Source organism: Cupriavidus sp. IDO (assembly GCF_000812465.1).
In the GTDB taxonomy this organism is placed as follows: Bacteria; Pseudomonadota; Gammaproteobacteria; order Burkholderiales; family Burkholderiaceae; genus Cupriavidus.
Window position 1 is genome coordinate 1 of the sequence record NZ_JWMA01000063.1, and the last position, 26400, is coordinate 26400.

Consider the following 26400-nt stretch of genomic DNA (forward strand, 5'->3'; position numbering starts at 1 on the left):
GCCGTTCATCTGGACCAAGAGCGCTCGCGACATCTTGCAGAAAGTCATTCGCGCCAACCGCCGCTTAAGTTCCAAACAGAATGGAACGCTGCACTAGAGGCGTGTGGTTTGCCACTCAGTGACTTGACTGAGGGGGCAGGTCTCTTTCATGTCGCGGTTCTTGGCGAGATGGTCGTTGGTTGCGCACACGGCGAGCAGTACGGCCATACCTTCGCTGTTCACACCGTTGCCGTGCTACGCGAATACCGCGGGCATCGGATCGCCACTTACATGGTCGGCGCTCTCTTGATGAGAGCACGCTCCGCCGGATGTACGAAGGCAACCGTACTGACAGATGAACACCCTGGATTCTTCGCCAGACACGGATTTACGCTGACTCCGGTGGATAGCATCGTAAGGGAGATGCAACTGTCGAAGGACTTTCTGCGCCGCTTCGGGGCCCGCATTCACTATATGTGCCGCAATCTGGATTGAGTCACTGCTGGCAGGCTTGCTAGTGTCCTGAATCGCAAATTCGTTGCATAAGTCTGCCGATAAGCCGTGTCATCCGTCGTCACGAATGCTCGCAAGGCTCCGGCCTTGCTGACTCTCATGCGGCCCCCGGCTCCTCAGCCAGGCCAAGCACGACCACGCGCAGCGTGCTGTCTTCCGGGCAGGCTGTATCAACGAAGCCCAGCCCGCGGGCAAGCCGTCGCATGGAAGTATTCGAGGCCAGGACATAGCCCTCCATGTTTCGATAGCCGGCAGCACGGGCAACGGCGATCAAGCTATGCATCAGGCACTTCGCCAATCCAACGCCATGCCAGTCGTCGGCGACGGTAATGGCGAACTCGCAGGTATCGCTACCGGGACCCGCGGCGTAGCGTGCGCCACCGACGATGGCCCCGGCTTCACCGTCGTCGGACACGGCTACCAGCGCGAACTCGCGTCCCGCCACCGGGTGCGTTGCCGATTCGAGCATGGCGTCGGGCAATTCGCGCATGGAAGCCATGAAGCGCGTATAGCGCGAATCGTCGGACAGGCGGTGAAAGGCTGCCAGCAAGCCGGCCTTGTCCTGCGCCAGGATCTGGCGCAGGACTACCCGCCGTCCGTCGCGCAAGGTCGCGCGGGACGGCAAGCGGGCTTCTGCGGATGCATTCTCGTGCATGATCTCAAAGGGCTGATATGGGCACCATCCATTGCGTCGTAGATGCGATTGCTAGCGCCCCTCCGCCGCACTGTTCTTTCTTGCGTAAAATTTCGAAACTTCCTCGATCTCTCGATCGCTCATTGCTCGCGCCATATTGCGCATCTGCGCCTCGCTGTCATTACGGCGGGTACCCTCGCGGAATGCATGCAACTGGCTTGTCAAATAGGCCAGTGGCATGCCTTCGAGCCACGGCGCGCCGAATTTCTGATCCACGCCGCCGTGGCAAGCAATGCAGGGCGCCACATTGCGCAGCGGGTCTCCCACGCGCACCAACGCGGGCAGGTTTTCGTCGTAGGTCGTCGGAGCCGTGCGGGCCTTGGGAAGCGAAGCGTAGTAGGCCGCGAGGTCGGCGATGTCGCGCTCAGAGAGATTCCGGGAAAGCGTCTCCATGATGGGACTGCCACGCTTGCCTGTCTTGTAGTCCTGCAATTGCTTGCTGATAACTTCCGGATACTGTCCGGCGAGGTTGGGCGCATTGGATGCGCTCATGCCCTGCGCGCCGTGGCACATGGTGCAGTTCAGCGCGAGGGTGGCACCACGGCCCACGGCGTCGGCCGGCGCGGCATGGGCCATTGCGCGGTCCAGCACGACGTTGGTGGCGACGTGGCCGGTCCGGGCAGCACTGTTGCCGGCCCATTGGGATGGTACGCCCGCCGCGCGGCAGATCGTGTCCCACAGTCCACGCACGGTAAAGTCGCCTTGCGCCATGGGCAGCCACAGGAAGCCGACAAGCATCAGCAGGGCGGTGAGCAGGGCCAGAGCCACCACACTCTGCCTGCCGAGCGGGCTGCGGTCCGGGGGCGTACGGTTGTCTTGCATCAGCGGCTCCCGATAGGCACCACCGGCACGCGGGCGTTGTCCAGCATGGCCAGTTGCACGATGGGATAGCCATAGTTCACCAGCGTCAGCGCGATCATCATGCCCACCCACAGCGCGTAGCCGTTCAGCGCGGCTGGCGGCCGGGCGCCGGGATGCAGCGGCTGGCTGAAGGTGTAGGGGGCGGGCGCCGGCCCGGGGCGCCGCTGGGCGCGGGCGAGGATCAGCACAAACAGGATGGCCGAGACGACCATCGCCAGCCCCCCGAAAGTGGAGGCCGTTACCGTCCATGCCTGCGGATGGAGCGCCGGGTGGCTGTAGTCGTAGTAGGCCATGCGGCGCGGCATGCCGAGCAGGCCCACCCAGTGCCATGGCAGCGACAGCACCAGCATGCCGAGGAACCACAGCCACAGTTGCAGGCGCACCATCCCCGATTGCAGCGGCGCGCAGCCAGTGAGCTGCGGCCACAGGTCATAGGCGACCACCATGTACATGATGACGATGGCGCCGGCGAAAATCAGGTGGAAATGTCCGGTGACCCACTGCGTGTTGTGTACCGTCTCGTTGAGCTGGTAGCTCATGTTGATAATGCCGCCGGCGCCGCCCAGGCCGAGCATGATGAAGGAGAACGTTATCGCCAGCATCATCGGGTTGTGCCACGGTAGCGCCGTCAGCCAGCCGAACACGCCCTTGCCGCCGCGCAGCCGCCCCGCGATCTCCACCGAGGCGACGATGGTAAACACTGTGAGCAGCGTAGGCACTGTCACCAGCCCCGTCATGGCCGCATGGACGAACTTGAAGCCCGCGCCGACCTGCGGATCGGCAAACAGGTGATGGATGCCGATGGGCATGGAGAAAACGAGGAACAGCGCGAAGGCTACCCGCCCCATCGTGTCGCTGTAGAGCCGCCCGCCGATGGCGCGCGGCACGATGCTGTAGAAGGCCACGTAGGCCGGGATCAGCCAGAAGTAGACGATGGCATGCAGTGTCCACGAGAAGAACACACGCGATAGCCCGGCGTTGATGGTGTCGGTCAGCCCCAGCGACGCGGGCAGGATCAGCACCAGCACCTCGACCGCAGCACCCAACGACGTCCACGCCCACAGGTAGGCGCCGGCCACTGTGCCGTACATCGCCAGTGGGACGGTTGCGCCGGGGTTGTCTCGCCGCCAGGCGTGCAGATTCACCGACATCAGCGCCACCCACACCCACGAGCCCACCACTACCAGCACCACGCCGAGGTAGTAAAACGGGCTGCCAATCATGGGCGGGTAGAAGGTGTAGAGCACCGACGCCTTGCCCAGTCCCATGGCGATGGCCGCCAGCACCGTGCCCGCAATCAACAGCCAGAAGCCGAGCCACGCCCAGCGCAGCCCCAGCAGAGGCCGCTTCAGCGCGAGCTCGGTGACGGCGTAGCCGAACCCCATCGCCACCAGCGTGGGCATCACATAGGCCATGATCGTGCCGTGGGCGGTCACGGAGCGGTAGTAGTGCTCGGGATTGTTGACCCACTGAGCCAGCGGGCTGCGGATGAACATCTGCCATTCGCCGAGCAGGATAGCGCCGAGGAAGGCGACGAACGCCACCCAGAAATGCGCGAGGACGAGCTTTCTAGCGAGAAACACAGTTCATCCTTTCCGCGCTACGCGCGCGGGCCATGAACTCCTCCCGGGGCAGGACCTCCACCCGGGCCCACATCGCCTCGTGGCCCGTGCCACAGTACTCGTGGCAGGGCATCAGGTGCTCGCCAGCCTTGGGGAAGGTGGTGGTGAAAGTGGCGACGAAGCCGGGGATGAGCATGGTGTTGGCGTTGGTCGTGCCGACGATGAAGCCATGGATGGCGTCGGCGGCGGTGCCGCGGAAGGTTACCGGCACGCCTGCAGGCACCACGATGCACTGCGGCTCAAAGGAGTATTGCTGAGCGATCAGCCGCACCGTGACCTTGCCATCGGCGTCCACCGCGGTGCCCAGGTTGCCCTCGGCGAACTCGCCGCGCAGGTGCAATGTTTTCACATTCACCGTCTCCACCCGCGATGGCGGCATCGACGCCCAGTGCAGCCCGGCGAAGATCATCAACAGAATGATCACGGCGATGATGAGTCCGACCACCACGGCCCAGCGCCGCTCGGCCGCGACCGCGACCGCCTCGGCGTGATGGCCGTCGGGGGCGGCGGACGGACTGGAAGGCGGCGTCGCTGCGTTCACTGGACCATCCCCCTCGGCACGTGGATGAAGAACCAGAAGGCGAGGTAGATCAGCACGACGATGGCCGTCGCCACCCCCGCCACGGCGAAAGCGCCGGTCGGCCCCGCGCTGACCACGCGGTGCAGGTCGGCCTCGGTCGGCTCGAATTGGTCAGGATCGGGGGCGCCCGGTTTCGCGCCGGGTGTCGGACTGGGTAGGGTCATCGGCTTCACTCCGGTAGCAGCCTGCGCAACTCATTCACCTGTTTGGGGGCGACCGGCGTTCCGGCGTTGCCCCACGCTACGCGGACATAGGTGACGACCGCGGCAGCCTTTTCGTCGTCAAGGATGTGCGAGAACGGCGGCATGCCGTACGGACGGGGGTTCTTGGCGGTGCCGGGCGCATAGCCGCCGTTGAGGACCATGCGGATGGAATTGACCGGCGAGGCCATCGTGATCGACTGGTTGCCGGCCAGCGGCGGGAAGGAGGGCGAATGGCCCTTGCCGTCTTCGGCATGGCACATCGCGCACTGCTGCGTGTAGACCTGCCGGCCCAGTTCCATCACCGCTGGCTGGACCAGCCGCGCCTGGCTGGTAGGCGGCGCTTCGGTGTCGCGCGGGGCCAGCGACTTCAGGTAGACGGCCATGGCTTCCACGTCCGCATCGGTCAGGTATTGCAGGCTGTTGTAGACCACCTCGCCCATCGGTCCATACACCGTGCCCCGGTGAGAGATGCCCACCTGCAGCAGGTCGGTGATGTCCTTGATCGGCCAGTTGCCCAGTCCCGCCTCGCGATTGGAGGTCAGCGACGGTGCGTACCAGTTCTGGTTCGGGATCATGCCACCCTCGAATTCCTTCGATTCGCTCGAGCCGCCCAACGCATTGATCGCCGTGTGACACATCGCGCAATGGCCCAGCCCGTCCACCAGGTAGGCACCACGGTTCCATTGCACCGTCTGCTTCGGATCGGGCTGGTACTCGCCTTCCTTGAAATACAGGGTGCGCCAGCCGATCAGCAACTCGCGCTTATTGAACGGAAAGCGCAGCTCGTGTGGCCGGTTGGGGCGCTTCACCGGCGGCACGGACATCAGGTAGGCATAAATGGCATCCGAATCCTCGCGCGTCACCTTCGTGTACGAGGCGAACGGCATGGCCGGGTAGAGCAGGGCGCCATCGCGCGAGACGCCGGTGTGCATCATCTTGTAGAAGTCGTCAGCGCTCCACCGCCCGATACCGGTCTCATCGTCGGGCGTGATGTTGGGCACGTAGAGGTTGCCGAAGGGGGTGGCCATTGGCCGTCCGCCGGAAAAGGGTTTTTCGTTTGGCTCGGTGTGGCAGGCCACGCAATCTCCTGCGCGGGCCAGGTACTCGCCCTTGGTGATGATCTGCGTGGCAGCGCCAGCCGGTCCGGCCGAGACGGGCTTTGCCGACGGCGAGCCCGCCTGCTGCGGTGCGGAAACCGGCCGCGGCACGAAGCGCATCGCCAGCACCACGACGGCGAGTATGACCGCGATGCCGAGGATGAGCGTGGGCCAGCGCTTCACCGCATCACCGCTGGCTGCCGCACGCCAGCGGCATGCGAATGAGGTTGGAGGATTCCGGCGACGAGTCGCGCGGGGCCGGCTGCTGCGACAGCCACGCCGCCACCGCCGAGACGTCGGCGTCGCTCAACCTGCCGGCAATGCGCTTCATGCAGTCCGGCTCGGCCGCATGGCGCTCGCCTACCTTCCAGCGCGTGAGTTGGCCGACGACATAGGCGCGGCGCAGCCCGACCAGCCCCGGAATGCCCGGTTCCATGCCGGTCAGCCCATTGCCGTGGCAGGCGGCACAGGCCGGAATGCCCTGGCCGGCGTCGCCCTTCGTCACCAGCGCCTGACCACGCGCCAGCACGGTCGGGGCATCGTTGGTGCGCTCTGTGGGCGCGAACGGCGGCCGTAGCTTGGCGAAGTACTCGGCGATTTCCTTCAGGTAGGGGTCCGGCAGGTAGGCCACCAGGTAGTTCATCGGCGGATACCGCCGCGTGCCGTCGCGAAAGGCGGCCAACTGGTTATAGAGGTACCCGGCCGGCTTGCCCGCAATGCGGGGAAAGTAGCCGTTGCTTGTTCCCTGGCCACTCTGGCCGTGACAGGTAACACAGCCTTGCACCCTGGCTTCGAGGGAGTCCACTTGCCTGAACGCCGGAACAGCCTCAGGTTGCGCGATCCCAACCAAGGGAAAGAGTAGTAGAGTCGCGAGCGGCGGGAACTTCCATGTGGGGCGCATGGGCGGTGTGCCGTGTGGTGTGCATCAAGCGTAGACGTCAAGCGTGCCGTGTCAAGCGGAAAGGCAACTACTTTAATTTGAGGTCGTCGAGGGCGACACGCCAGGGCATCCTGTGCCCCTCAGCCTTTGGATGGGTGATGGCGTCATTTCCGGATCCCAGATTCGGTCGTCTCAAGAGCGCGAGAAAGCGGTCGGCCGTGCACTTTGCTGTCGTGGTGTGAGACAGCCAGTGACCAGGAAGCCACGGCGCGGGCGCGGTCAACCGGAGGGCGAGGCCTTGGCCGGCCATATGATTATCAAAGCCGTCCTGAATCCGCTTAGCTGCGTCTGCCATTGGGACAGGCAAGCTGGCGTCATCGGCTTGCCGGCTGATCGCGCAAGGACGCCTGCGCTTCGGCCTCGGTCTCATAAACATAGGGGGCGAGCCCGCGCCGGGCGAGGGTGTCACCGAGCTTGGTGCGCATAAAGGCGCTGGTGGTGAAGCGGGTCACGCCGAGATAGTAGCGTTGCACCATGTTCTCGATCATTTCGACATAGGCGTCTTCCACAGCGCGGTCGAGCATGAATCCTTCGTAGTTGACCACGGTGTAGACCTTATGGCCCAGCGGCTCGCAGATGCGGCATACCTGCGCGCGGATCGCTGCTATGTCTTCCGGGCGCTTCACCTCGAGCTGCTCGAAGTTCAGGAACAGGATGTTCTTCGCATCGTCGTAGTTGAAGCGTGCTGCCAGCGGCAGGCGCAACACGTCCGCGCGCAGTCCCATCGGTTCGGGGCGGAAGATCCGTTCGTCCATTGGCACCGGGGAGCGCACGATCGGTGCGAAATCCATCCTGGCGAGAATGTCGCGCTCCAGATCGACGCCAGGTGCAATCTCGATAAGTTCCATGCCTTGCGCGCTCAGCTCGAACACGCAACGCTCGGTGATGTAGAGCACAGGCTTGAGGGCCGCCGCCGCGTATGGGCCGGAAAACGTGCAATGCTCCACCTCCCGGATGAACTTCCTGGCCTTGCCATCGCGGTGAATCTGGAGCTTCCCGTCGACGACCGCGAACTCGCCGCCGCCGGCCATGAAGGTGCCGACAAACACGACCTTTTTCGCATTCTGGCTGATGTTGATGAAGCCACCGGCGCCGGCCAGGCGCGGCCCGAACCTGGATACGTTCAGGTTGCCCATGCGGTCGGCCTGCGCCAGGCCAAGGAAGGCGATGTCGAGTCCGCCGCCGTCGTAGAAGTCGAACTGGTAAGGCTGGTCGATGATCGCGTGGGGATTGGCCGCTGCGCCGAAGTTCAATCCTCCGGCAGGGATGCCGCCGATCACGCCGGGCTCTGTAGTGAGCGTCACAAGGTCGAGGATCCGTTCCTCGTTGGCGACGCCGGCGATGCCCTCTGGCATGCCGATGCCGAGGTTCACCACGCTGTTGGGCTTGAGTTCCATCGCCGCGCGCCTGGCGATCACCTTGCGCTCGCTCATCGGCATCGGTGCCACGCTGCTCGCTGGCACCCGGGTTTCGCCGGAGAACGCAGGGTTGTACGGGGTGGCAAAGGTTTGCTGGTGGTTCTCGGGTCGCGCCAGCACCACGCAGTCCACCAGCACGCCGGGGATCTTTACCTGGCGGGGATTGAGCGAGCCTCTTTCGGCGATCCGCTCGACCTGTACGATCACCAGGCCGCCACAGTTGTGCGCGGCCATGGCGATCGCGAGGGCTTCAAGCGTCAGGGCCTCGCGCTCCATGGTGATATTGCCGTCCGGATCGGCCGTGGTGCCGCGCACGATTGCAACGTTGATCGGGAAGGCCTTGTAGAAGAGGTAGTCTTGGTCGCCGATACGCATCAGCTCGACCAGATCCTCGGTGGTGCGTTCGTTCAGCTTGCCACCGCCAAAGCGCGGATCGACGAAGGTGCCAAGCCCGACCCGCGAGAGGTGGCCTGGCTTTCCTGCGGCGATATCGCGAAACAGATGGGTGATCACGCCCTGCGGCAGGTTGTAGGCTTCGATCTGGTTGCCGACAGCGAGCTGCTGGAGCTTCGGCACCAGGCCCCAGTGGCCGCCGATGACGCGCTTCACCAGGCCGGGCAGCGCAAAATGGTTCAGGCCCCGTTCCTTGCCGTCTCCCTGCCCGGCGGCGTAGACGAGGGTCAGGTTGCCAGGCTTCGTAAGGTTGACTGGCGCATCGTCATCCTGCGCCAGGCAGAGTTCCTGGATGGCAATGGCAATTTCTTCCGCGAAGCCGATGCCGACGAAGCCCCCGGTCGCCACCGTATCGCCGTCGCGGATCAGGCGAACGGCTTCGCGCGCCGAGACCAGTTTGCCGTTCTCGCGAGAATGGACGGCTGGCAACGGACGACTCGTGGTGGCTTGCGTGTTCATGTTCAAACCTTGCGCTATCGGCGTTTGCGGTGGATTTAATAGAGCCCGGTCAGGTAGTAGAAGGCAATCACGAAGAACACCGCCAGGGTCTTGATGCAGGTGACCGCGAAGATGTCGCCGTACGACTGGCGGTGCGTCAGTCCCGTCACCGCGAGCAGCGTGATCACGGCGCCGTTGTGCGGCAAGGTATCCATGCCGCCGCTGGCCATCGAGGCGATGCGGTGGAAGACCTCCAGGGGAATGCCGGCGGCATGCGCTGCCGCGATGAACTGGTCGGCCATGGCGGCTAGCGCGATGCTCATGCCGCCGGAAGCCGAGCCGGTGATGCCGGCCAGCGCGGTAACCGTGATCGCTTCATTGACCAGCGGGTTCGGGACCGACTTGAGCGCGTCGGCAATCACCAGGAAACCAGGCAGGCCGGCGATCACCGCGCCGAAGCCATACTCCGATGCGGTGTTCATCGAGGCCAGCAGCGAGCCGCCCACCGCCGCCTTGGAACCCTCGGCGAATTTTTGGCTCACCGGCCTGAAGGCCAACACCAGCACCGCCAGGATACCCACCAGCAGCGCGCCTTCAACTGCCCAGATGGCGGCCACCTTTGACACCTCGGTGCTGATCGGCTTGGCGGCACCAGCGAGCGTGAGCTCATGGGTCTTGCCATAAAAACGAGGGATCAGCTCGGTAAAGCCCTTGTTCAGCACGCCGACCAGGACAAGCGGGAGGATCGCGATCCAGGGATTTGCCAGCTTGCCGTGCTCGAACGCCTCGGGTTCGTTGCTATGGCCTTCGCCATAGCCTTCGCCGCTGGCTGCGGCCTGGCGCCGGCGCCAGTTGAGGTAGGCCAGGCCCACCACCAGGATGAAGACCGTGCCGACGACTCCCAGCCAGGGCGCCGCCCAGGTGTTGGTATTGAAGAAGGTGGTCGGGATGATGTTCTGGATCTGCGGCGTTCCCGGCAGCGAGTCCATGGTGAAGGTGAAGGCGCCCAGCGCAATCGTACCGGGGATCAGCCGCTTGGGAATGCCGCCCTGGCGGAACATCTCGGCGGCGAACGGATAGACCGCGAACACTACGACGAACAGCGATACGCCGCCGTAGGTCAGCACCGCGCATACCACCACGATCGACAGCATCGCCCGCTCACGCCCCACCAGGGCGATCACCGACGACACGATGGATTTGGAGAAGCCGGACAGCTCGATCACTTTGCCGAACACCGCGCCCAGCAGGAAGACGGGAAAATAGAGCTTGACGAAGCCGACCATCTTGTCCATGAACACGCTGGTGAACATCGGCGGCACCAGGGTCGGGTCGGTCAGGAGCACCGCGCCGAGCGCGGCGACCGGCGCGAACAGGATGACGCTGAAGCCGCGGTAGGCGACGAACATCAGAAAGAAGAGGGCGGCCAGGACGATCAGGAAGCTCAGCACGTTGTTCTCCTTCTTGGTGAGCGGGCCGGCGCCCGTCATTGCGCTAGTAGGAGCCGCCAGTATCAATGGTCAGGTTGAGCACGTCATGCTCGAGATCCTTGATCAGGTGCTCGTCCTCGAGGATCAGTTCTTCCAGGACATCATTGTTGGACAGCATGCCGATGACGCGCCGGGATTCGATGACGGGCAGATGCCGGATGCGCTTCGCGTGCATCAGTGCCAGGCATTGTTCGCAGGTGTGCGCGGGCGTGACGTAGACCACCTGCGTGGTCATGATCTCCGAGACCCTGGTGTCGCCGGCATGGCGGCCGGCCAGCTCCACTTTGCGGGCATAGTCGCGCTGGGAGAGGATGCCTGCCAGGTTGTCGCCCTGCATCACCAGCACGGTGCTGACGTCCTTGTCGGCCATAAGCCGCAGCGCCGTCAGTACCGAGTCATCGGGTCCGACCGAGATCACGTCGCGAGGTTTCTCGGACAAGATCTGGCGCGCCGTCTTTCGCTCTTTGTTCATCAATGACGTCTCCGGTAGAAGCAGGTCGTGCTACTGGCAGGACAAGAAACGCGAAGTCATGGCTTTCGCGCCCCGCCTCTTACCCGCTCGAGATATTTGCCAGAGACGACCTCGATTCGCACGGTGTCCCCTTCCTTGATGAACTGCGGAACGAGAACTTCCATGCCATTCTCGAGCGTGGCAGTCTTGAAGGTAGAGGTTTCATGCTCGTGCAGGGCAGGCGGCGTGGACACGATGGTCAACTCGACCGCTTGGGGAAATGCGATGGTGACGGGCTCGCCCTCATGGAGCTGCACCGGGATCCGCATATTGGGCTGAAGAAACTTCTCATATGTGCCCATGGTTTCCGAGGGCAAACTGATCTGTTCGAAGGTGTCGGGATTCATGAAGTAGAAGGCGACGCCATCCGTGTACAAGTACTCCATCACCTTGTGCTCGAGCACGACCTCTTCGAGCTTGTCGCCCGGGTGCAAGCGCAATGCCTTGACGTGACCGGTCTTCAGGCTCTTGAATTTGGCAAACACCGCGCTGCCTTGCTGGCCGCCGCCGGCGTGATACCCGGCGCTGGCAACAGTATGGAGCTCGCCTTCAAGCATGACGACCATGCCCGCCTTCAGTCCGGAAGCTTCTATCATTCGCTTGTCTCCGCCCAGTCGGCAAGACGACGCATTCAGCCTAGCACTGCAGCGGGCCTTCAACAACCGGCCCGGCCGCCGACTCGAGGCAGGCGCAGGCAGCGGCGACGCAAGATCCGCTGGCTGAGCTGCGCAAGGCGTATGCAATGCTGCTCCGCGCAGCGAATCCATCCGGCAAGCTCAAGAAGGACCGGATAGCAAAGAAGTGGCTAACCGCGCACCCGTTCTCCCTGCTAACTAGGGCTGCCTCCTGGTTAGCCTGCTCATTCAGTCAGCCCGATGGGGCGTCCCATCGGGCTGACCGGACGCATCAGACCAGGCGATCCAGCCAGCCATGCGGATCGGCGGCGCGGCCTTGCTGGAGGTCCAGCAGGGCTGCCTTCAGGCGGGCCGTCAGCGCGCCGGTCCCGCCGTCCGCGATCGTGAAGTTGTGCTGGCGTCCTTTCACCGTGCCGATCGGCGTGACGACGGCCGCGGTGCCGCAGGCAAACGCTTCGCGCAAGCGCCCGCTGGTGGCGTCGGCCTGCCACTGGTCGATCGAGTAGGGCTCTTCGCGCACCGTCAGACCCATGTCCCGGGCCAGGATGATGATGGAGTCGCGCGTAATGCCCGGCAGGATCGTGCCGGTCAGCGGCGGGGTCTGCAGCGAACCATCCTCGAATACGAAGAACACGTTCATGCCGCCGAGTTCTTCCACCCAACGCCGTTCCACGGCGTCGAGGAAGACCACCTGGTCGCAGCCCTCGCGGATCGCTTCGGCCTGCGCGGCCAGGCTCGCGGCATAGTTGCCGCCGCATTTGGCATCGCCGGTGCCGCCGGGCGCCGCCCGCGTGTACTGATCGGAAACCCAAAGCGTGACGGCGCGCGCGCCGCCCTTGAAATAGGAGCCCACCGGCGACGCGATGACGCAGTAGGTGTACTCGGACGACGGCTTCATGCCCAGCACCGCTTCGGTGGCGATCATGAACGGCCTGAGATAGAGTGCCGCGCCTTCCGCCGCGGGAATCCAGTTCCGGTCCACGCGTACCAGTTCGCGCACCGATTCGAGGAAGAGCGCTTCGGGCAGCGGCGGCATCGCCAGGCGGGTGGCGGAGTTCTGGAAGCGCCGTGCATTCGCGCCCGGCCGGAACAAGGCGGCGGCGCCGTCAGGCTGCCGGTAGGCCTTCATTCCCTCGAAGATCTCCTGGGCGTAGTGCAGCACCAGCGTGGCGGGATCGAACTGGAAGGCGCCGCGGGGACCGATCCTGGCGTCATGCCAGCCAAGCGCTTCCGTGTAATGGATGGTGGCCATGTGGTCGCTGAAGACGCGGCCGAAAACGGGGTCCTGAAGCAGACGTTCGCGTTCAGCGGCTGCCACCGGGTTTGCATGGGGTTCGACCGAAATAGTCGAAACAACGTTGTTGTTCATGCCTGCTCCATGATTGACGGTTGACGGGGAAGATGCGATTGCCCCGTTATTTTGGCCGGGAACCGGGAAATCTGGTCGCGCGCGTCTTCATATCGGCGCTGGCGGGCAACTCTCTTTGGGTCGCGCTGCAATCACCACAACCGGGAGATAAGCCGCGCGAGCCAACCGCGCAGCTCATCTGCGCGAATGTCTTGAAACTTACCGCAGAGTACCAGGGCGAGATCCGACTGGACCGTCCCAAGCATGGCTGCAGCGTCGGCCAAGGTGATGCCTGCGGCTCTTATGCATACCGCAATGTCCTTCACGATTTCCACCTTGAGCGGAATTTCCTCGGCGTCCGCGAAGCCAAGCTGCGCGTAGACATTGGTTTCCCCATACTCAAATCGAAACATGTGGACCTCCTGTCTTGTTGTTCTTGAACATGGCCTTCGAGCGTCGATGCGCCAATATGGTGCCGGCAGAGGGCAGGATTATTGGTGCATACATTCGATAAGACAATCGGGGAAACACTAAGCCCCCTGGCCAAAGCGATTTCATCACCTCGTCACAAGGACAAGGGACCGGAGGCAGCCAATCTGTTGGGGCATCTATCCAGTGTTAAAGCCGGAGACACAGGCAGCGAACATTGTCCACTCGAAACAGGTGTAATCGTTTGTTAATGTCGCGCCCCGCAGCCCTCTTTTGACAACAGATGCGTCCTTTTGCTTTGGTACGATCCCGCTCTTTCCGCCAAGCGTCCCGCCACCGTGAATCGCCGCTATGTATCGTTGTTTCGTGAGTATTGCGCACGGCGGCTTATCCGCGTCCAACCGCTGGCGGCTGCCAGCATCGCGATAGCCAGACGCGTTTTTAACGGCGCGCTGCGCCGCCTTGGCCACCCGACGCGACGCGGCATCATGCTGACGCTCGCCGCAGTGCCGGCGCTGTTTCTGCTGTACGTGCTTGCGCTCGTGCCATTTACGCCGGGCATCGGCGACATCCGCAAAGCCCGCATCGATCGGCCAGCGCTGATCGTGTCGGCCGACGGCAGAGTGGTCGACGAATTCAAACCGGTCAATCGCGAATGGGTCTCGCTGGGGCAGATCTCGCCACACATGGTGGCTGCGTTGATTGCAACCGAAGATCGCCGCTTCTACGAGCATCACGGCATCGACTGGCTGCGTACCGCCTCGGCCGCGCTGCATACGTTCTCCGGCGAACGACAGGGGGGCTCGACGATTACGCAGCAGCTCGCGCGCAACCTGTATCCCGACGAAATCGGCCGCGCGCCGACCCTCGCACGCAAACTCAGGGAAGCGATCACGGCGCTCAAGATCGAAGCCGTGTACAGCAAGGATCAGATCCTTGAGACGTACCTGAACAATGTGCCATTCCTGTACAACGCCTACGGCGTGGAAATGGCCGCGCGCACCTACTTCGGCAAATCGGCCCGTCAGCTCGACATCCTCGAAAGCGCGACACTCGTCGGCATGCTGAAGGCCAACAGCACCTACAACCCTGTGCTCAATCCCGAGCGCGCATTGCAGCGGCGCAACACAGTACTCGGGCAGATGAACAAGTACGGGAAGCTCAAGCCCGATGCTTACAACTGGTTGACGCGACAACCACTCAACGTCGATTTCGCGTTGCAGACCGCGCCGCGAAGCGCGGCGCCGCATTTTTCCGCGCAACTGCGCAGGTGGCTGATCGCATGGGCCGAGCGCAACGGCTACAACATCTACGCCGACGGGCTTGTCGTGCGCACGACGATAGATTCCCGTCTGCAGGCGATGGCGACGCAGGCGATGGACTGGCAGACGAACCAGTTGCAATGGATCGCGAACGGGGCATGGAACGAACGCACGGGCTGTTGGCCGGGCAACGACCTGTTCCGGGCATTTGTCCGGCAAACGCCTGACTATCGCGCCGCACGCGATGTTGGCCAATCGGATCAGGCGGCGCTCAGGAAGCTCGGCACGAACCCAACGTTCGTCCGCGCACTCTGCCGGAGCAAGACTCAGGTCCAGGCGGGTTTCGTCGCGATCGATCCGCGCAACGGAGATATCAAGGCATGGGTCGGCAGTCGCGATTTCGGCGAGGCACCGTTCGATCACGTGCAGCAGGCCCGACGTCAGCCGGGCTCGACATTCAAGCCATTCGTCTACGGCGCGGCGTTCGCGGACGGCGCGCGGCCGAGCGATACGATCGTAGACCGGAATGTTGCCATTCCATTGACCGGGCAAGCGATCTGGCGGCCTACCGACGCGGACCCGCCCACCGACCGGCCGATGACGCTGCGTGACGCGCTAGCGTATTCGCGCAACCGCGTTACCGCTCAGCTCATGCAAAAGGAGCGACCCGAGAAGGTCGCACGGCTCGCGCGGGCGATGGGCGTGCGCGACAGTCCACTCGAAGCGGTGCCGTCGCTCGCGCTCGGCACGAGCCCGGTCACGCTCAAGGAAATGGTATCGGCGTATAGCACGATCGCGAACCGCGGCGCCTATGTTGAACCACGCATGGTCACCCGCATCGAGGATCACGACGGCAAGGTGCTCGCCGAATTTGCGAGCGCATCGCCGGAACAGGCATTGCCCGCCGGCGCGGCGCAAACGCTCGTCGATGTGATGCGCGACGTCGTTATCCGGGGCACCGGCGCAGGCATCCGGACGCGCTTCGGGATTCGCGCCGACGTGGCCGGCAAGACGGGCACGACGCAGGACAACGCGGATGGCTGGTTCATCCTGATGCATCCACAACTGGTCGCGGGCGCTTGGGTGGGTTTTGACGATGGACGTGTGACGCTCGGCAACTACTGGGGCCAGGGCGCGCAAAGCGCCCTGCCGATGGTGGGCGCGTTCTACGATATGGCGCTGCGTGCGCGGGTTATCGATCCGGATGCGCGGTTCAGCCCCGAGACCCGGGCTCCTCGCAAGGTCCATGCGCAACAGCATCGGCACTTCCTGTTCTGGAGGTACTGATGTCGTCGCTGGCGGGCGCGACATTCGCCGTGCAGCCAGTGGCAATCCGTTCACCATTCGCTGATACGGCGGTCAGCGTGACATGCCGCGTGTGGGAGCGACAGCCTGTACCATCCGGGGAAAATCGTTTGGGCGAGGGCTATGGCTGCGCATACTGTAACTGAGCGGGTTCTGATACCGGGTGAAGCGGGCAATATCGAAATCCTGGTCGATACGCCCCGGTCTCCGCCTTGCGGCATCGCCGTCATCGCTCACCCGCATCCGTTGCAAGGCGGGTCGGCCGGGCACAAGGTGCCTCACGTGCTCGCGAAGACGCTCGTTGCGAGAGGCTATCTGGCGGCACGCCCGAATTTTCGGGGCGTGGGCGCTTCCGAAGGCGAACACGATGCGGGGAACGGAGAGACCGTGGACACGGTTGCCGTGGTGAGCCACATGCGTCAGGCGTACCCCGGATTGCCGCTGGTCCTTGCGGGCTTTTCCTTTGGTGCATTCGTCATGGCGCGCGCGGCGCAGAGCCTTCGCGCCAGCGGTGTCGAATGCCCGCACCTCATTCTTGCGGGCACGCCATGGGGCACCGTTGAAGCGCAGCGGTCTTACGAAACCCCGCCTGTTCCGTCAACCACGCTGGCGATTCATGGTGAGAAGGACGAGCGCGTGACGCTCGCTGCCGTGTTCGATTGGGCCAGGCCACAGGGTTTGCCGGTTGTCGTCGTGCCTGACGCCAACCACTTCTTCACGGGAAAGCTTGGCGCCCTGGAGCGCGTGGTCGGGGCCTACCTGGACCATCTGCCGGACCCGGTGGCAGCTGCATAGGGAGGCCGTGAGCCCCGGGGCGCAGCCCACCGATGCCGGATGCCGCGCGTTTCAGTCATCCGGTACCTGCCGCGCGGCGCCGGAGTGCAGTGCCCGGCGCCAGATGCCGCCATCCACGGATAACGCCGGCATGCGTTAAGATCCTGTGTTTCCAGCCACCTTTGGCGCAGTCCGGTGTTACGCCATGAGTAATCTAAACCAGCAATCCATTCTTTCCGTCCATCACTGGACCGACACGCTTTTCAGCTTCACCTGCACGCGCGATCCTGGCTTCCGCTTCGAGAATGGCCAGTTCGCGATGGTCGGGCTGGAAGTGAATGGCCGTCCGCTCCTGCGCGCATACAGCATCGCCAGCGCCAACTACGAGGAAACGCTGGAGTTCTTCAGCATCAAGGTGCCCGATGGCCCGCTGACGTCGCGCCTGCAGCACCTGCGCGAGGGCGACCAGATCTACGTCGGCAAGAAGCCGACCGGCACGCTGCTGGTGGACAACCTGCTGCCCGGCAAGACGCTGTGGCTGCTGGCCACCGGCACCGGCCTGGCACCGTTCCTGTCGATCATCCGCGACCCGGACGTCTACGAGCGCTACGACAGGGTCGTGCTGACGCACACCTGCCGCTTCGTGGAAGAACTGGCCTACCGCGAGCTGATCCAGGAACACCTGCCGCAGCACGAACACCTGGGCGAACTGGTGCGCGAGAAGCTCGTGTACTTCCCGACCGTGACCCGCGAAGAATTCGACAACCGCGGCCGCATCACCGACCTGATCGCCTCCGGCGAGCTGTTCGAGCGCCTGGACGTGGAGCCGTTCTCGCTCGAGAACGACCGCATCATGCTGTGCGGCAGCCCCGACATGCTCAAGGACGTCCGCGCGATCCTGGAAGAGCGCGGCTTCACCGAGGGCAATATGAGCCACCCCGGCCATTTCGTGCTGGAAAAGGCATTTGTCGGCTAAGCCGGCAGGATGGCCGGATTTCCGGCCATTTCAAATCCGGCATCCAAAGTGATGCCGGGATAACGGACAGCCCACCAGGCCCAGGCGGTTTTTCAGGCCGTGACCCACACAACGTGTGCCTGGATTTTCCCGTCGACGGGCCCGGCCCCGAACTTTTCGGCGATGGCCACGGCGCATATGTCCGTGGCGCGCGCCAAAGCATTGGCGCCAGCCGCTTCGATCTCATTGCGCAAGGGCGTTCCCTGGCAGTAGGCGATCGCCGGGATGCGGGCGGAGGCGGCGCGACTGCGCGACGTGACGGTTTCGAACCCGGGCTCTGAATGGAAGCCGCCCAGCCGCAGGTGCTGCGCGATGGCCTGCCGTTCGTGGTACCCATGCGGGGTTCGGGCCAGGAATGCCGGCGGCGCTGCGGGGAAGAGGGTGGCCAGGGCGTTCGTGACGACATGCGCGAAGGCGTTGTCTTCTATCCGGTCCCAGACGTTGAAGAGGAATGCGCCGCCCGGCGCCAGGACGCGGCGCGCCTCTGCGAACGCCCCGGGTTTGTCTGGAAAGAACATCGCGCCAAACTGGCACACCACCAGGTCGAACTCGCCATCCTCGAATGGCAATTGCATGGCATCGGCCTGGTGCCATGCCACTGGCCGGGACGTGCCGATGGCCTGGGCGCGATCCAGCATCGGCTGGTTAAGGTCGGTCGCCACGATAACGGCGCTGTCAGGCAATGCACTGGCCAGCGCCCTTGTTACGACGCCCGTGCCAGCCGCAATTTCGAGCACCTTTTCCGGCTGCCGCGATGCTGCCCGTGCGGCCAGGTCGGCGGCATACGACGCGAAGATCAACGGCACCAGGTACGTGTCATAGAGCTCCGGAATCGAGCCGGCGAAAACCTTGTCAGTGCCACGCGCGTCCTTTGGGCTCAGCCTCCGGCCGGCGAGGCGGTCGGACCGGGCCCGGGCTTCGCCAGCGTGATATGGAGCCGCCGCGACCAGATAGTCGGCATTGCGGCACATTTGGCGTCGCGTCGAGCGCGGCTTGCGCGATAGGACGGCGCCAATATGACTCAATATAGACGCCAGCCCTGACAACGCGAATCCCTGCATATCCGCGCTTCCCGTGTGCGCGTGGCCGCCGCCGTCGGCATGCTTGGGCCGGCTACCCGTTCGGGTGGTGTGGGCGCGTATCCGTTCTGCCATTGTGAATCCGCTCGTCAGCGCGTCGCCTGCCAAGGCAGCGCGGAACTCGAGCGGGTCGCATTGCAACTGGCAGGAGACATCACATGGTTGCCTCAGCATTCAACGGAAATCCCTTGCAGGACCTTTCCGACCATCTGGCAGGTATCGTCGAGCGCATCGGGCAGGGCGTGGTCGCGGTGCACGGCCGGCATCGCATTCCTTCAAGTGGCGTAATCTGGCAGCAAGGCGTCGTCGTCACGGCTGCGCACACGCTCAGGCGCGACGACGGGATCGAGGTCACGCTGCCCGATGGCCGTACGGTCGGCGCGGTCCTCGCCGGGCGTGACGCGGGCACCGACCTCGCCGTGCTCAGGCTGGACGGCGTGGATCAGGACCCGGTCGAGTCCGGCGATGCCGGGTCGCTCAAGGCAGGTCATCTTGTGCTCGCGGTTGCGCGGGTGGACGGAACCGGCGCCAGCGCGGATTTCGGCGTGGTCGGCACCGCCGCCGGCGCCTGGCGCACGTGGCGGGGCGGGCAGTTCGATGCCTTCGTGCGGCTTGACGGCGGCCTGCGCCCGGGTTTCTCCGGCGCGGCGCTGGCGGATATGCGCGGGCTGGCAATGGGCATCTGCACATCGGCACTCGCGCGTGGTGCCGGCATCCTGATTCCCGCGCTGACGGTGACGCGTGTCGCCGGCGAACTGCTGGCGAAAGGACACGTCTCGCGCGGCTACCTCGGCGTGGGCACGCAGCCGGTGAAGCTGATGCAAGCATCGATGGCGAAGCTGAACCTGTCGTCCGATCGCGCATTGCTGGTAGTTTCGCTTGCCCCGAACGGCCCCGCCGAGCAGGCGGGCATGCTGATCGGCGATGTGCTGGTCGAGCTCGATGGCAAGCGCTGCAACGATATGGATGACCTGCACGCCGCGCTTGGCTCGGCTGGCATCGGGCAACCGCTGAAGGTGGCACTGATCCGGGGCGGGGAGCGCAGCGAGTGCTCGGTCATCGTGGGCGAGCGCCCGCAACGCCATTCGTGTTAGCAAGGGTCAGATAGCCGGTCGGTAACAGGTGGACAGATGGCACAGATGAGCCCGGTCCGGGTCGCAGTGATCGCCGGTTCGCCGCAGGTGCGCGCAAGCCTGCTGGCGCTTGCCAACGCCACGCCGGCATTCGAGTCCGTGGGCGGTGCGGCGGACGCGGGCGCACTCGCCGATGGCTTTGCCGGTGCCATGCCCGATGTGATCGTCATCGACCTGGAGCCGGACGCAGGCGACATCATCCGGCCGGGACTCGACAGCACTCCGGCGCTACCGGCGCTGGTCATGCTGGCCGACGAGGTGGACAGCGCCTGGATCGGCGAGGCGTTGCCCGGCCATGCCATCGCGATCCTGCCGCGCGACGCGACGCCCGACGAAATCGTCGCCGCCATCGAAGCCGTGTCCGCGGGCCTTTGCGTGCTGGCGCCGGAAATGCTTGCGGGCATGCTGGCCGGCCCGCGGCTGCCTCGCCCGACAGCCTCGGCAGTGCTAATCGAAGCCCTGACGCCGCGCGAGACGGAAGTGCTTGCGATGCTCGCCGAAGGGCTGGGCAACAAGTCGATCGCGCGCCAGCTCGATATTTCGGACAACACCGTGAAGTTCCACCTCGCATCCATCTTCAGCAAGCTCGGTGCAAGCAGCCGCACGGAAGCGGTGATGTTGGGCATGCGGCACGGGCTGATCATGGTGTAGCGCGTGGAAGCCGCGCGACCAACGACGACTACCACGTCGCATCAACTTCCCGTAGCAGGTGCCCGGCAAGGATGTAGTCCCCAAGCCTTGCCGCTCTTGCTTCCAGGAGTTCCAGCTCGCCTGCCGGCAAGCTGCCGAGCTCAAACTGGCAGTAAAGATTGCGATGACGGAACGTCAGCTTTGGCCGCTTCAATCCGGCAGCAAGCGCCGCCGGTGACTTGACCGCAATGCTCTCGTGGCCGCGATATTCCACGCGGATTCCCGCTTTCCGGCCCAGGTGCCTGAGTTCAGTAGCGTCTTGCCAGCCTGACTCGTAGTCCAGCTCGACGAGTCCAACGCCTTTTGCCTCAAGTAGCCTGATGGCTTCCCCTCTGGTCCCAGCTCGAGCCGTCGTCATTTCTGCCCCCGTTTTCAAATCCACCAGCGCGGACGCCTGCTGGCGTCTGCGTCCCATTGAGTTCAACTCAATCTTGTTATTTCGCTCTGGCCTGTGGCGAGATCTTTTTCAGCTGCGTTGGCCTGGCTGACGCCCTCGCTCGCACCTACCGGAGGCATAGGGTCTCGCCCGGATTTGAGGCCAACATTCCTCTTAATTCTGACCTAAGAAATTTTTAAGTCAATATAGAATCGCCCTGTAGTCCTGCTACCACCCGCGTCACCACCCAAGGCAACGCGGGTTCTTTTTTGGTGCAGCGAGACGGTCTTCTCTTTCTGCTTCGGGCAATGCGCGCACCTGGCAACGCTCGTCGCGGCCTCCAGCCAGTAGTGCCAATACATGCCGTCCGGTCGGTCGGCGAATAGCTGCAGGCGCAGCGCATACATGTCATGCCGTGACATTTGAAGCCTGCAGGAACGCGTTGGAGACGGAGAGTCCAGCGGCCATCGCCATGCTGTCGAAGATGCATTGAACACAAGGCGGCGAGCGACTACTATGCATGCTCGGGCGCGGACACCAGCGCCCGCCAGCCACCTCGAGTCCGAGGAAAGACACGGTCTGTACAAGTCAGACTAGCTGTCACGGACAGTAATGCAGTCCCGTAGCAAACATAGACCCATTGCTTAGGAGACGACTGTGCTGAGCCATCATGAATTCGCAACGCTGGTACTGGTAAACGACAGCTCTGACCCAACCGAGCTGGACCGCGCGGATGTACAGACGCTGCTCGCCCATCAGCTGATCACGCTCGAGCGTCTCGGGCCCGACCGCAGCCGGCCCCAGGTCACGATTCAAGGCTACCGCTTTCTGAAAGTCGTTGGACGCAGGACAGGCCATCCCTAGCGTTGGATACGGCCTGTCACAAGGCGATCTGCATCAGGGTGCCGGCATCCGCCAGGTCTGGGTTGATTGCCCGGGATGGCCGCACCGCAGGTGGAAGGTCGGAAATGCTGACAGGCATGAAACCCAGGCGCGCGAAATAGCCGGACGCAGTCCTGGTCTGCAGCACGATCGACTCGACACCCTGCTGCCGCACGTCCGCCACGACGGCGGAAAGCAGGAATTCGCCGAGACCGGCGGACCTCCCGCGCTGAGCGACGGCCAGCGCGCGAAGCACGCCGGTCGTTTCATATCGCTCGATGCCGGCACACCCGAGAATTCCGGCATTGTCCCGGACCACGATGTATTCGCCGATTTTCTCGCGTATCCCATCGACGTTCAGGGAGGCGGCGCTCAGGAGCGCTTCAACTTCCGGCCAGTCCTTGTCAGTCGCATAATGCGGACGCATGTGTGCACCTTCATGCAAAGTTCGTCCTTCTATCCTACTAATGTAGGGGGGCATGCGCCTGTAGGGATTCCTCTTAAGTAGATATGCTAGCGCCCGAACGCAAATCTGGCCGGGATGTCGGGAAGCCGGCATTCTGCCCGCCGGGGCAGGCTTGAGGGTAGGCGTGGTGTATCGGCGGCAGGGCGGCGGAACAGGACACTAGTCCCAGATAAGCGTGGCTTCCTGCAGCAAGTGGCCGGGCAGGATGTAATCACCGTGCCCGATGGCGAGCGCTTCGAGTTCGCACAGGCAGTCCTCGGATAATGCCGTCAGATCGAAGCGGCAATAGAGGTACCGCTGCCGGAATGTGAGTTTCTCGCCCCGCAATCCCCGGGCTAGTGCATCCGCGGACTCGACCGAGATATGCTCGGTGGTTCTGAACTGTACGACGACGCCGCACCGCTGCCCGAGTCGTCCGAGCTCCAGCGCATCTTCCCAGGCCGTCTCATAGTCCAGGTCGACCTCGCCCTCGGCGCGCGAGCTGATGTGCTCAATCGCGCTGGCTCGATTGCGTGCGACATATATGCTCATTGGGGAGCCTCCCCGATGGAGTCATCGTGGGAAGAATATATCCACCAATAAGGGGCCGCGCAACCGGGCGCAGGGGAGAACCTGCCAGCGGACGGGCAGTGGCGAAGTCTTGTCTGCCGCCCGAATCTGCATGCAGCGACGCGGCTGGATTGCCGGCTTCCGCAGCCCGTTCCCTGCAGCCTGGCGGACTTCTGGCCCGGCCAGCACGATAAAGGTATAAGGCCGCTGCTGCACGAGCCTGACAATCCACATTCCGTTCGCCTTGGCGAAGCGAGTCACCTGGCGGGATTCCAGGTAGGCGGCGGGGCGGCAAATGCCGTCAGAACGATTACAGTCTTGTCATTCAGGCCGAACGGCGCGGCGGATATCATCGCGGGAAGGAAGCGAGACAGGGCGGTGGGCAGGGAGTGTATGGCAATGAAGATTCTTGTGGTGGAAGACGAGCCCAAGACGGCGGAGTACCTGCGCAAAGGCCTGACGGAATCGTCCTTCGTGGTGGATGTGGCCGTGACCGGCGCCGATGGCCTGCACCAGGCCACGGAACACGCCTATGACCTGGTCATCCTCGACGTCATGCTGCCTGGCATGAACGGGTGGGACGTGCTGAAGCAACTGCGCGAGCGCAAGGACACGCCGGTACTGTTCCTGACTGCCCGGGACGAACTGGAGGACAGGGTCCGTGGACTGGAACTGGGCGGCGACGACTATCTGGCCAAACCGTTCGCGTTCGTGGAACTGCTGGCCCGCGTGCGCACGCTGCTGCGGCGCGGGCCGGTGCGGGAAGCCGACCGGATCGAGATCGAAGGCCTCGAGATCGACCTGATCCGTCACCGCGTTACCCGCGCCGGTCAGCGCATCGACCTGACACCGCGCGAATTTGCGCTGCTGCATTTCCTTGCAAGGCGGCACGGCGAAGTGCTGAGCCGCACCCAGATCGCGTCGCACGTCTGGGACATGAACTTCGACAGCGACACCAACGTGGTGGATGTTGCCATCCGGCGGCTGCGCGCCAAGATGGACGACCATTTCGCGCCGAAGCTGATCCACAGCGTGCGCGGCATTGGCTACGTGCTGGAAAAGCGGCAACCGTGAAACGACCCGGCTCGCTGACCGCGCGTCTGGCGCTGGCCTTTGCCATCATCGCGGGCTGCGCCTTTGCCGGAGTCGGCCTTTACCTCTACCACGCGCTGGCCATGCAGATCATCGAGCGGGATGACGCGGAACTGCTGCGCAAGGCGGTCCGCGCCCGCACCGAACTGGCCGAGCCGGACGGGACACCCGCGGAGCGGTGGCGGGAACTGCGCGGCGTTGTCGCTGGCAACGACGAGTACGGATTGCGCGCGCGCACGCTCGACGGCACGCCGCTACTGGCGGCGGGGGCCGATCCGGGCGGCCTGCCGGAAGCGCCGGTGCTGGCGGTGGGAGCGCCGATCGGACTGGCGTCGATCCAGACATGGAGCCGCGGCGATGGCCTGCCGGTGCGCGGCATCTCGATGCTCGTGCGCACCGGCGCGGATCCGGTGCCGGCGCAGGTGACGCTTTACCAGGTGGCGGCGTCCCGTGCAGCGCTGCTGCGTGCTTACCGCTGGAAGTTGCTTATCGCAACCTGCCTCGGTGCTCTCGGCGCGGGCGTGCTTGGGTATGCGGCCCTGCACGCCGGCATGGCACCGCTGCGGCGGATTGCCGCCGGCACCAAGACCGTGACGTTCACCAGTGGCGCGCTGCCGGTCGATCCTTCGCAACTGCCGGCGGAACTGAACGAGCTGGCGCAGGCGCTTCAGCAGATGATCGGGCGGCTGCGCGAGCGCTATGAGCGGCTGTCGCTGTTCTCCGCGGACCTGGCACACGATTTCCGCACGCCGATCGGCAACCTGCTCGGCCAGACACAGGTGGCCCTGTCCAGTGACCGGTCCGCGGAGGAATACCAGGTGCTGCTCGCGTCAAACGTGGAAGAGTACGAGCGCCTGGCACGGATGATCGAGAACATGCTCTTCCTCGCCCGTGCCGACAATGCGCGCGTGGCGCTGCATTACGCGGAGCTGGACCTGGCCGCCGAACTGGCGCGGCAGGCGGACTACTTCGAATTGCTGGCCGAGGCCCGGCGGATCACCATTCGCGTGGATGCGCAGGGCAGGGTGCTTGCCGATCCGACGCTGCTGCGGCGCGCCGTCAGCAACCTGATTTCGAATGCGGTGCGGTACGCGCCGAGCGGTGCGGAGATCCGCCTGTTGGCCCGGCAGGCGGGCGCGGAGGCGCGGATCGAGGTGTCGAACCCGGGCCCCGGCATCGCGGCCGACCAATTGCCGAAGCTGTTTGACCGCTTTTTCCGTGGCGATCCCGCGCGAGCCAACTCGGGGGAGTCGTCAGGCATCGGGCTTGCCATCGTCAAGACCATCATGGACTTGCACCATGGCGCGGTGCAGGTGGAATCGACGCCGGGGCAGATGACCCGCTTCCGCCTGATCTTCCCAGGCGGCCCGGCGCCGGGCTAGGGCGTCAGGCTTGCGCAGGCAGGTGTGCGCCGTCGAGGTACGGATCGCGCGCGCTGTTGTTGGCGCCGTCGGTGAAGGGGTCGCGCTGGCGGTGCACCTGGTCGGTGCTGCCGGCCCCGTTCGTGTCGCTGGACGGGTCGGTCGCCGCCGAGGCAAAGGACGCGGCGGAGCCCAGTACCGTGCAGAGCACGGTGGCAAGGATGATTCGGCGGGTAGGCATCATGGCACTCTCCTGTTGATTGTGCGGCGCGGACATCGTCGCGCCGTGGAAAGCAGTCTAGGAATCGAATGCCGACCGCCGGATTGCGCCTTGATGACAGTCTTGTCATGACGCGGCGACGGTACGGTCTACCCTCGGAGAGTTTCAGCTTCTCCAGTGCCTTGCCCGCTTCGAATGCCGAAGCCGCTCAGGACGTGGATCCGGACCTGACGAGTTGGCACACCAGTACGAGCAGCACGACGGGCACCAGCAAGCTCCACATGGACATTCCCGCGTAGGCGAGCGCGCCGAGCGTGGCTCCGCCCGCGAATCCCGCGAGTGCCGGTGCCATCTTGCCGAGGCGGCCGCGAATGGCATCACGCTGCGCCGGCGGTGCGCCGGGAAGATCCACGAGATCGATGACGATCTGCGTGGTGTTGCCCGTCACGATCGTGGTCGGGCCGTGCTCGGCCAGCGCCGTGCGCGACAGCGCGTTCTGGATGCCCATCGCGACGACCGCGATCTGGCCGGTAGCGATTGCTGCCGGCGCAGCGGGGTCGGTAATCGGCAGGGCCTGGAGTCCGGCCACCATGAAGACCAGCAGGATAACGGCTTCGACGAAGAGCAGGGGAGCGGCCGGCGCTCGGCCCGTTTTTGCGATACGCGATTCCGCCAGTCTTGTGGCGGCGACCGCCACGACAAAGACCGGCAGCGCGAGAATCTTCGCCAGCAGCCCGGCCGACGAGCCCGCCAGCTCGATGCCGATCATGATGAAGTTGCCGGTCACATGCGCGGTGAACAGGCCGAACAATGTGGTGAAGCCGATCACGTCGACGTAGCCGGCGACGAAGGCGAGGATGCAGCCGAGCCACATGGTGCGCCGGCGAGCGCCGGAGGCGGAGGATGGCTGTACGGTGGCTTTCGGGGGCGTCGGTTGCGCGAAGTTCAATTTGCGGCTCCGGATGAAGTGTCCCGCGCCGATGGG

At 64.4% G+C, this 26400-nt stretch carries 28 protein-coding genes; 9 read left to right on the forward strand and 19 right to left on the reverse strand.

Translation table 11 applies throughout. The features are described from left to right. Positions 1 to 474, forward strand: a 474-nt coding sequence (locus RM96_RS19335) for a GNAT family N-acetyltransferase (RefSeq protein ID WP_338011421.1), incomplete at its 5' end; no start/stop codon positions are given. A gap of 115 nt (positions 475 to 589) precedes the next feature. On the opposite strand, the gene RM96_RS19340 is transcribed toward RM96_RS19335, so the two are convergent. The 13 genes from RM96_RS19340 to RM96_RS19405 all read right to left on the reverse strand — a co-directional run bounded on the left by RM96_RS19340 (position 590) and on the right by RM96_RS19405 (position 13195). Continuing rightward, positions 590 to 1147 (reverse strand): GNAT family N-acetyltransferase, encoded by a 558-nt coding sequence (locus RM96_RS19340; protein WP_039012951.1) that lies wholly within the window; start codon positions 1145 to 1147, stop codon positions 590 to 592. Positions 1148 to 1198: 51 nt separating this feature from the next. Then, a complete protein-coding gene (locus RM96_RS19345; protein WP_238587322.1) occupies positions 1199 to 1954 on the reverse strand; it encodes a c-type cytochrome in 756 nt (251 codons plus the stop codon). Positions 1955 to 2007: 53 nt separating this feature from the next. Continuing rightward, positions 2008 to 3630 (reverse strand): cbb3-type cytochrome c oxidase subunit I, encoded by a 1623-nt coding sequence (locus tag RM96_RS19350; RefSeq protein WP_039012953.1) that lies wholly within the window; start codon positions 3628 to 3630, stop codon positions 2008 to 2010. Continuing rightward, on the reverse strand, positions 3617 to 4210 hold the full coding sequence (locus tag RM96_RS19355) for a cytochrome c oxidase subunit II (protein ID WP_039012954.1): 594 nt from the start codon (positions 4208 to 4210) through the stop codon (positions 3617 to 3619). The genes RM96_RS19350 and RM96_RS19355 overlap by 14 nt, the downstream gene beginning before the upstream one ends. Next, complete coding sequence (locus RM96_RS19360) at positions 4207 to 4413, reverse strand: hypothetical protein (RefSeq protein ID WP_039012955.1); 207 nt, start codon at positions 4411 to 4413, stop codon at positions 4207 to 4209. Before RM96_RS19360 ends, RM96_RS19355 begins: the two co-directional genes overlap by 4 nt. Before the next feature lie 5 nt (positions 4414 to 4418). Continuing rightward, positions 4419 to 5732, reverse strand: a complete 1314-nt coding sequence (locus RM96_RS19365; protein WP_039012956.1) for a c-type cytochrome — start codon at positions 5730 to 5732, stop codon at positions 4419 to 4421. Positions 5733 to 5736: 4 nt separating this feature from the next. Further along, positions 5737 to 6450 (reverse strand): c-type cytochrome, encoded by a 714-nt coding sequence (locus tag RM96_RS19370; protein WP_039012957.1) that lies wholly within the window; start codon positions 6448 to 6450, stop codon positions 5737 to 5739. A gap of 353 nt (positions 6451 to 6803) precedes the next feature. After that, entirely contained in the window at positions 6804 to 8819 is a 2016-nt protein-coding gene (locus RM96_RS19380; RefSeq protein WP_039012959.1) for an acyl CoA:acetate/3-ketoacid CoA transferase, read from the reverse strand. 35 nt (positions 8820 to 8854) lie between these two features. Beyond that, positions 8855 to 10246: a GntP family permease gene (locus tag RM96_RS19385; protein ID WP_039013089.1), complete on the reverse strand. Its 1392-nt coding sequence runs from the start codon at positions 10244 to 10246 to the stop codon at positions 8855 to 8857. 46 nt (positions 10247 to 10292) lie between these two features. Beyond that, the gene (locus RM96_RS19390; RefSeq protein WP_039012960.1) at positions 10293 to 10760 is read right to left on the reverse strand and encodes a CBS domain-containing protein; all 468 of its coding nucleotides are present in this window, start codon (positions 10758 to 10760) and stop codon (positions 10293 to 10295) included. 56 nt (positions 10761 to 10816) lie between these two features. Then, a complete protein-coding gene (locus RM96_RS19395) occupies positions 10817 to 11395 on the reverse strand; it encodes an elongation factor P (protein ID WP_039012961.1) in 579 nt (192 codons plus the stop codon). Between the two features lie 310 nt (positions 11396 to 11705). Then, complete coding sequence (locus RM96_RS19400; protein ID WP_039012962.1) at positions 11706 to 12803, reverse strand: branched-chain amino acid aminotransferase; 1098 nt, start codon at positions 12801 to 12803, stop codon at positions 11706 to 11708. Between the two features lie 131 nt (positions 12804 to 12934). Beyond that, positions 12935 to 13195: an XRE family transcriptional regulator gene (locus RM96_RS19405; RefSeq protein WP_039012963.1), complete on the reverse strand. Its 261-nt coding sequence runs from the start codon at positions 13193 to 13195 to the stop codon at positions 12935 to 12937. A 354-nt stretch (positions 13196 to 13549) separates the two neighbouring features. Between RM96_RS19405 and RM96_RS19410 the strand changes: the two genes are divergently transcribed. The 3 genes from RM96_RS19410 to RM96_RS19420 all read left to right on the forward strand — a co-directional run bounded on the left by RM96_RS19410 (position 13550) and on the right by RM96_RS19420 (position 17528). Continuing rightward, complete coding sequence (locus RM96_RS19410; RefSeq protein WP_039013090.1) at positions 13550 to 15760, forward strand: penicillin-binding protein 1A; 2211 nt, start codon at positions 13550 to 13552, stop codon at positions 15758 to 15760. A gap of 141 nt (positions 15761 to 15901) precedes the next feature. Next, positions 15902 to 16573, forward strand: coding sequence for an alpha/beta hydrolase (locus tag RM96_RS19415; RefSeq protein ID WP_039012964.1), 672 nt, complete (start codon positions 15902 to 15904; stop codon positions 16571 to 16573). A gap of 184 nt (positions 16574 to 16757) precedes the next feature. Continuing rightward, entirely contained in the window at positions 16758 to 17528 is a 771-nt protein-coding gene (locus RM96_RS19420) for a ferredoxin--NADP reductase (protein WP_039012965.1), read from the forward strand. A gap of 92 nt (positions 17529 to 17620) precedes the next feature. Here RM96_RS19420 and RM96_RS19425 read toward each other — a convergent pair whose 3' ends face one another. Next, positions 17621 to 18448, reverse strand: a complete 828-nt coding sequence (locus RM96_RS19425) for a class I SAM-dependent methyltransferase (RefSeq protein WP_039013091.1) — start codon at positions 18446 to 18448, stop codon at positions 17621 to 17623. Between the two features lie 356 nt (positions 18449 to 18804). Between RM96_RS19425 and RM96_RS19430 the strand changes: the two genes are divergently transcribed. Together RM96_RS19430 and RM96_RS19435 are read left to right on the forward strand one after the other, a co-directional pair. Then, positions 18805 to 19740 carry a S1C family serine protease gene (locus RM96_RS19430; RefSeq protein ID WP_052279597.1) on the forward strand — a complete coding sequence of 312 codons (936 nt, stop codon included), beginning with the start codon at positions 18805 to 18807 and terminating at the stop codon, positions 19738 to 19740. A 36-nt stretch (positions 19741 to 19776) separates the two neighbouring features. Then, positions 19777 to 20430 carry a response regulator transcription factor gene (locus RM96_RS19435; protein ID WP_443112263.1) on the forward strand — a complete coding sequence of 218 codons (654 nt, stop codon included), beginning with the start codon at positions 19777 to 19779 and terminating at the stop codon, positions 20428 to 20430. 28 nt (positions 20431 to 20458) lie between these two features. Here RM96_RS19435 and RM96_RS19440 read toward each other — a convergent pair whose 3' ends face one another. Beyond that, positions 20459 to 20827 carry a hypothetical protein gene (locus tag RM96_RS19440; RefSeq protein WP_039013094.1) on the reverse strand — a complete coding sequence of 123 codons (369 nt, stop codon included), beginning with the start codon at positions 20825 to 20827 and terminating at the stop codon, positions 20459 to 20461. A gap of 675 nt (positions 20828 to 21502) precedes the next feature. On the opposite strand from RM96_RS19440, the gene RM96_RS37270 reads away from it, so the two are divergent. Continuing rightward, positions 21503 to 21709, forward strand: coding sequence for a hypothetical protein (locus RM96_RS37270; protein WP_082016609.1), 207 nt, complete (start codon positions 21503 to 21505; stop codon positions 21707 to 21709). A gap of 16 nt (positions 21710 to 21725) precedes the next feature. Here RM96_RS37270 and RM96_RS19455 read toward each other — a convergent pair whose 3' ends face one another. Both RM96_RS19455 and RM96_RS19460 read right to left on the reverse strand, forming a co-directional pair. Further along, positions 21726 to 22208, reverse strand: coding sequence for a GNAT family N-acetyltransferase (locus tag RM96_RS19455; RefSeq protein WP_238587323.1), 483 nt, complete (start codon positions 22206 to 22208; stop codon positions 21726 to 21728). A gap of 144 nt (positions 22209 to 22352) precedes the next feature. Further along, a complete protein-coding gene (locus tag RM96_RS19460) occupies positions 22353 to 22724 on the reverse strand; it encodes a hypothetical protein (protein WP_039012969.1) in 372 nt (123 codons plus the stop codon). A 417-nt stretch (positions 22725 to 23141) separates the two neighbouring features. On the opposite strand from RM96_RS19460, the gene RM96_RS19470 reads away from it, so the two are divergent. Then, complete coding sequence (locus tag RM96_RS19470; RefSeq protein ID WP_039012971.1) at positions 23142 to 23816, forward strand: heavy metal response regulator transcription factor; 675 nt, start codon at positions 23142 to 23144, stop codon at positions 23814 to 23816. After that, on the forward strand, positions 23813 to 25216 hold the full coding sequence (locus RM96_RS19475; RefSeq protein ID WP_039012972.1) for a heavy metal sensor histidine kinase: 1404 nt from the start codon (positions 23813 to 23815) through the stop codon (positions 25214 to 25216). Before RM96_RS19470 ends, RM96_RS19475 begins: the two co-directional genes overlap by 4 nt. 4 nt (positions 25217 to 25220) lie before the next feature. Here RM96_RS19475 and RM96_RS19480 read toward each other — a convergent pair whose 3' ends face one another. Both RM96_RS19480 and RM96_RS19485 read right to left on the reverse strand, forming a co-directional pair. Then, on the reverse strand, positions 25221 to 25439 hold the full coding sequence (locus RM96_RS19480; protein ID WP_039012973.1) for a hypothetical protein: 219 nt from the start codon (positions 25437 to 25439) through the stop codon (positions 25221 to 25223). Positions 25440 to 25623: 184 nt separating this feature from the next. After that, positions 25624 to 26289, reverse strand: coding sequence for a YoaK family protein (locus RM96_RS19485; RefSeq protein ID WP_039012974.1), 666 nt, complete (start codon positions 26287 to 26289; stop codon positions 25624 to 25626). Positions 26290 to 26400 lie beyond the last annotated feature (111 nt).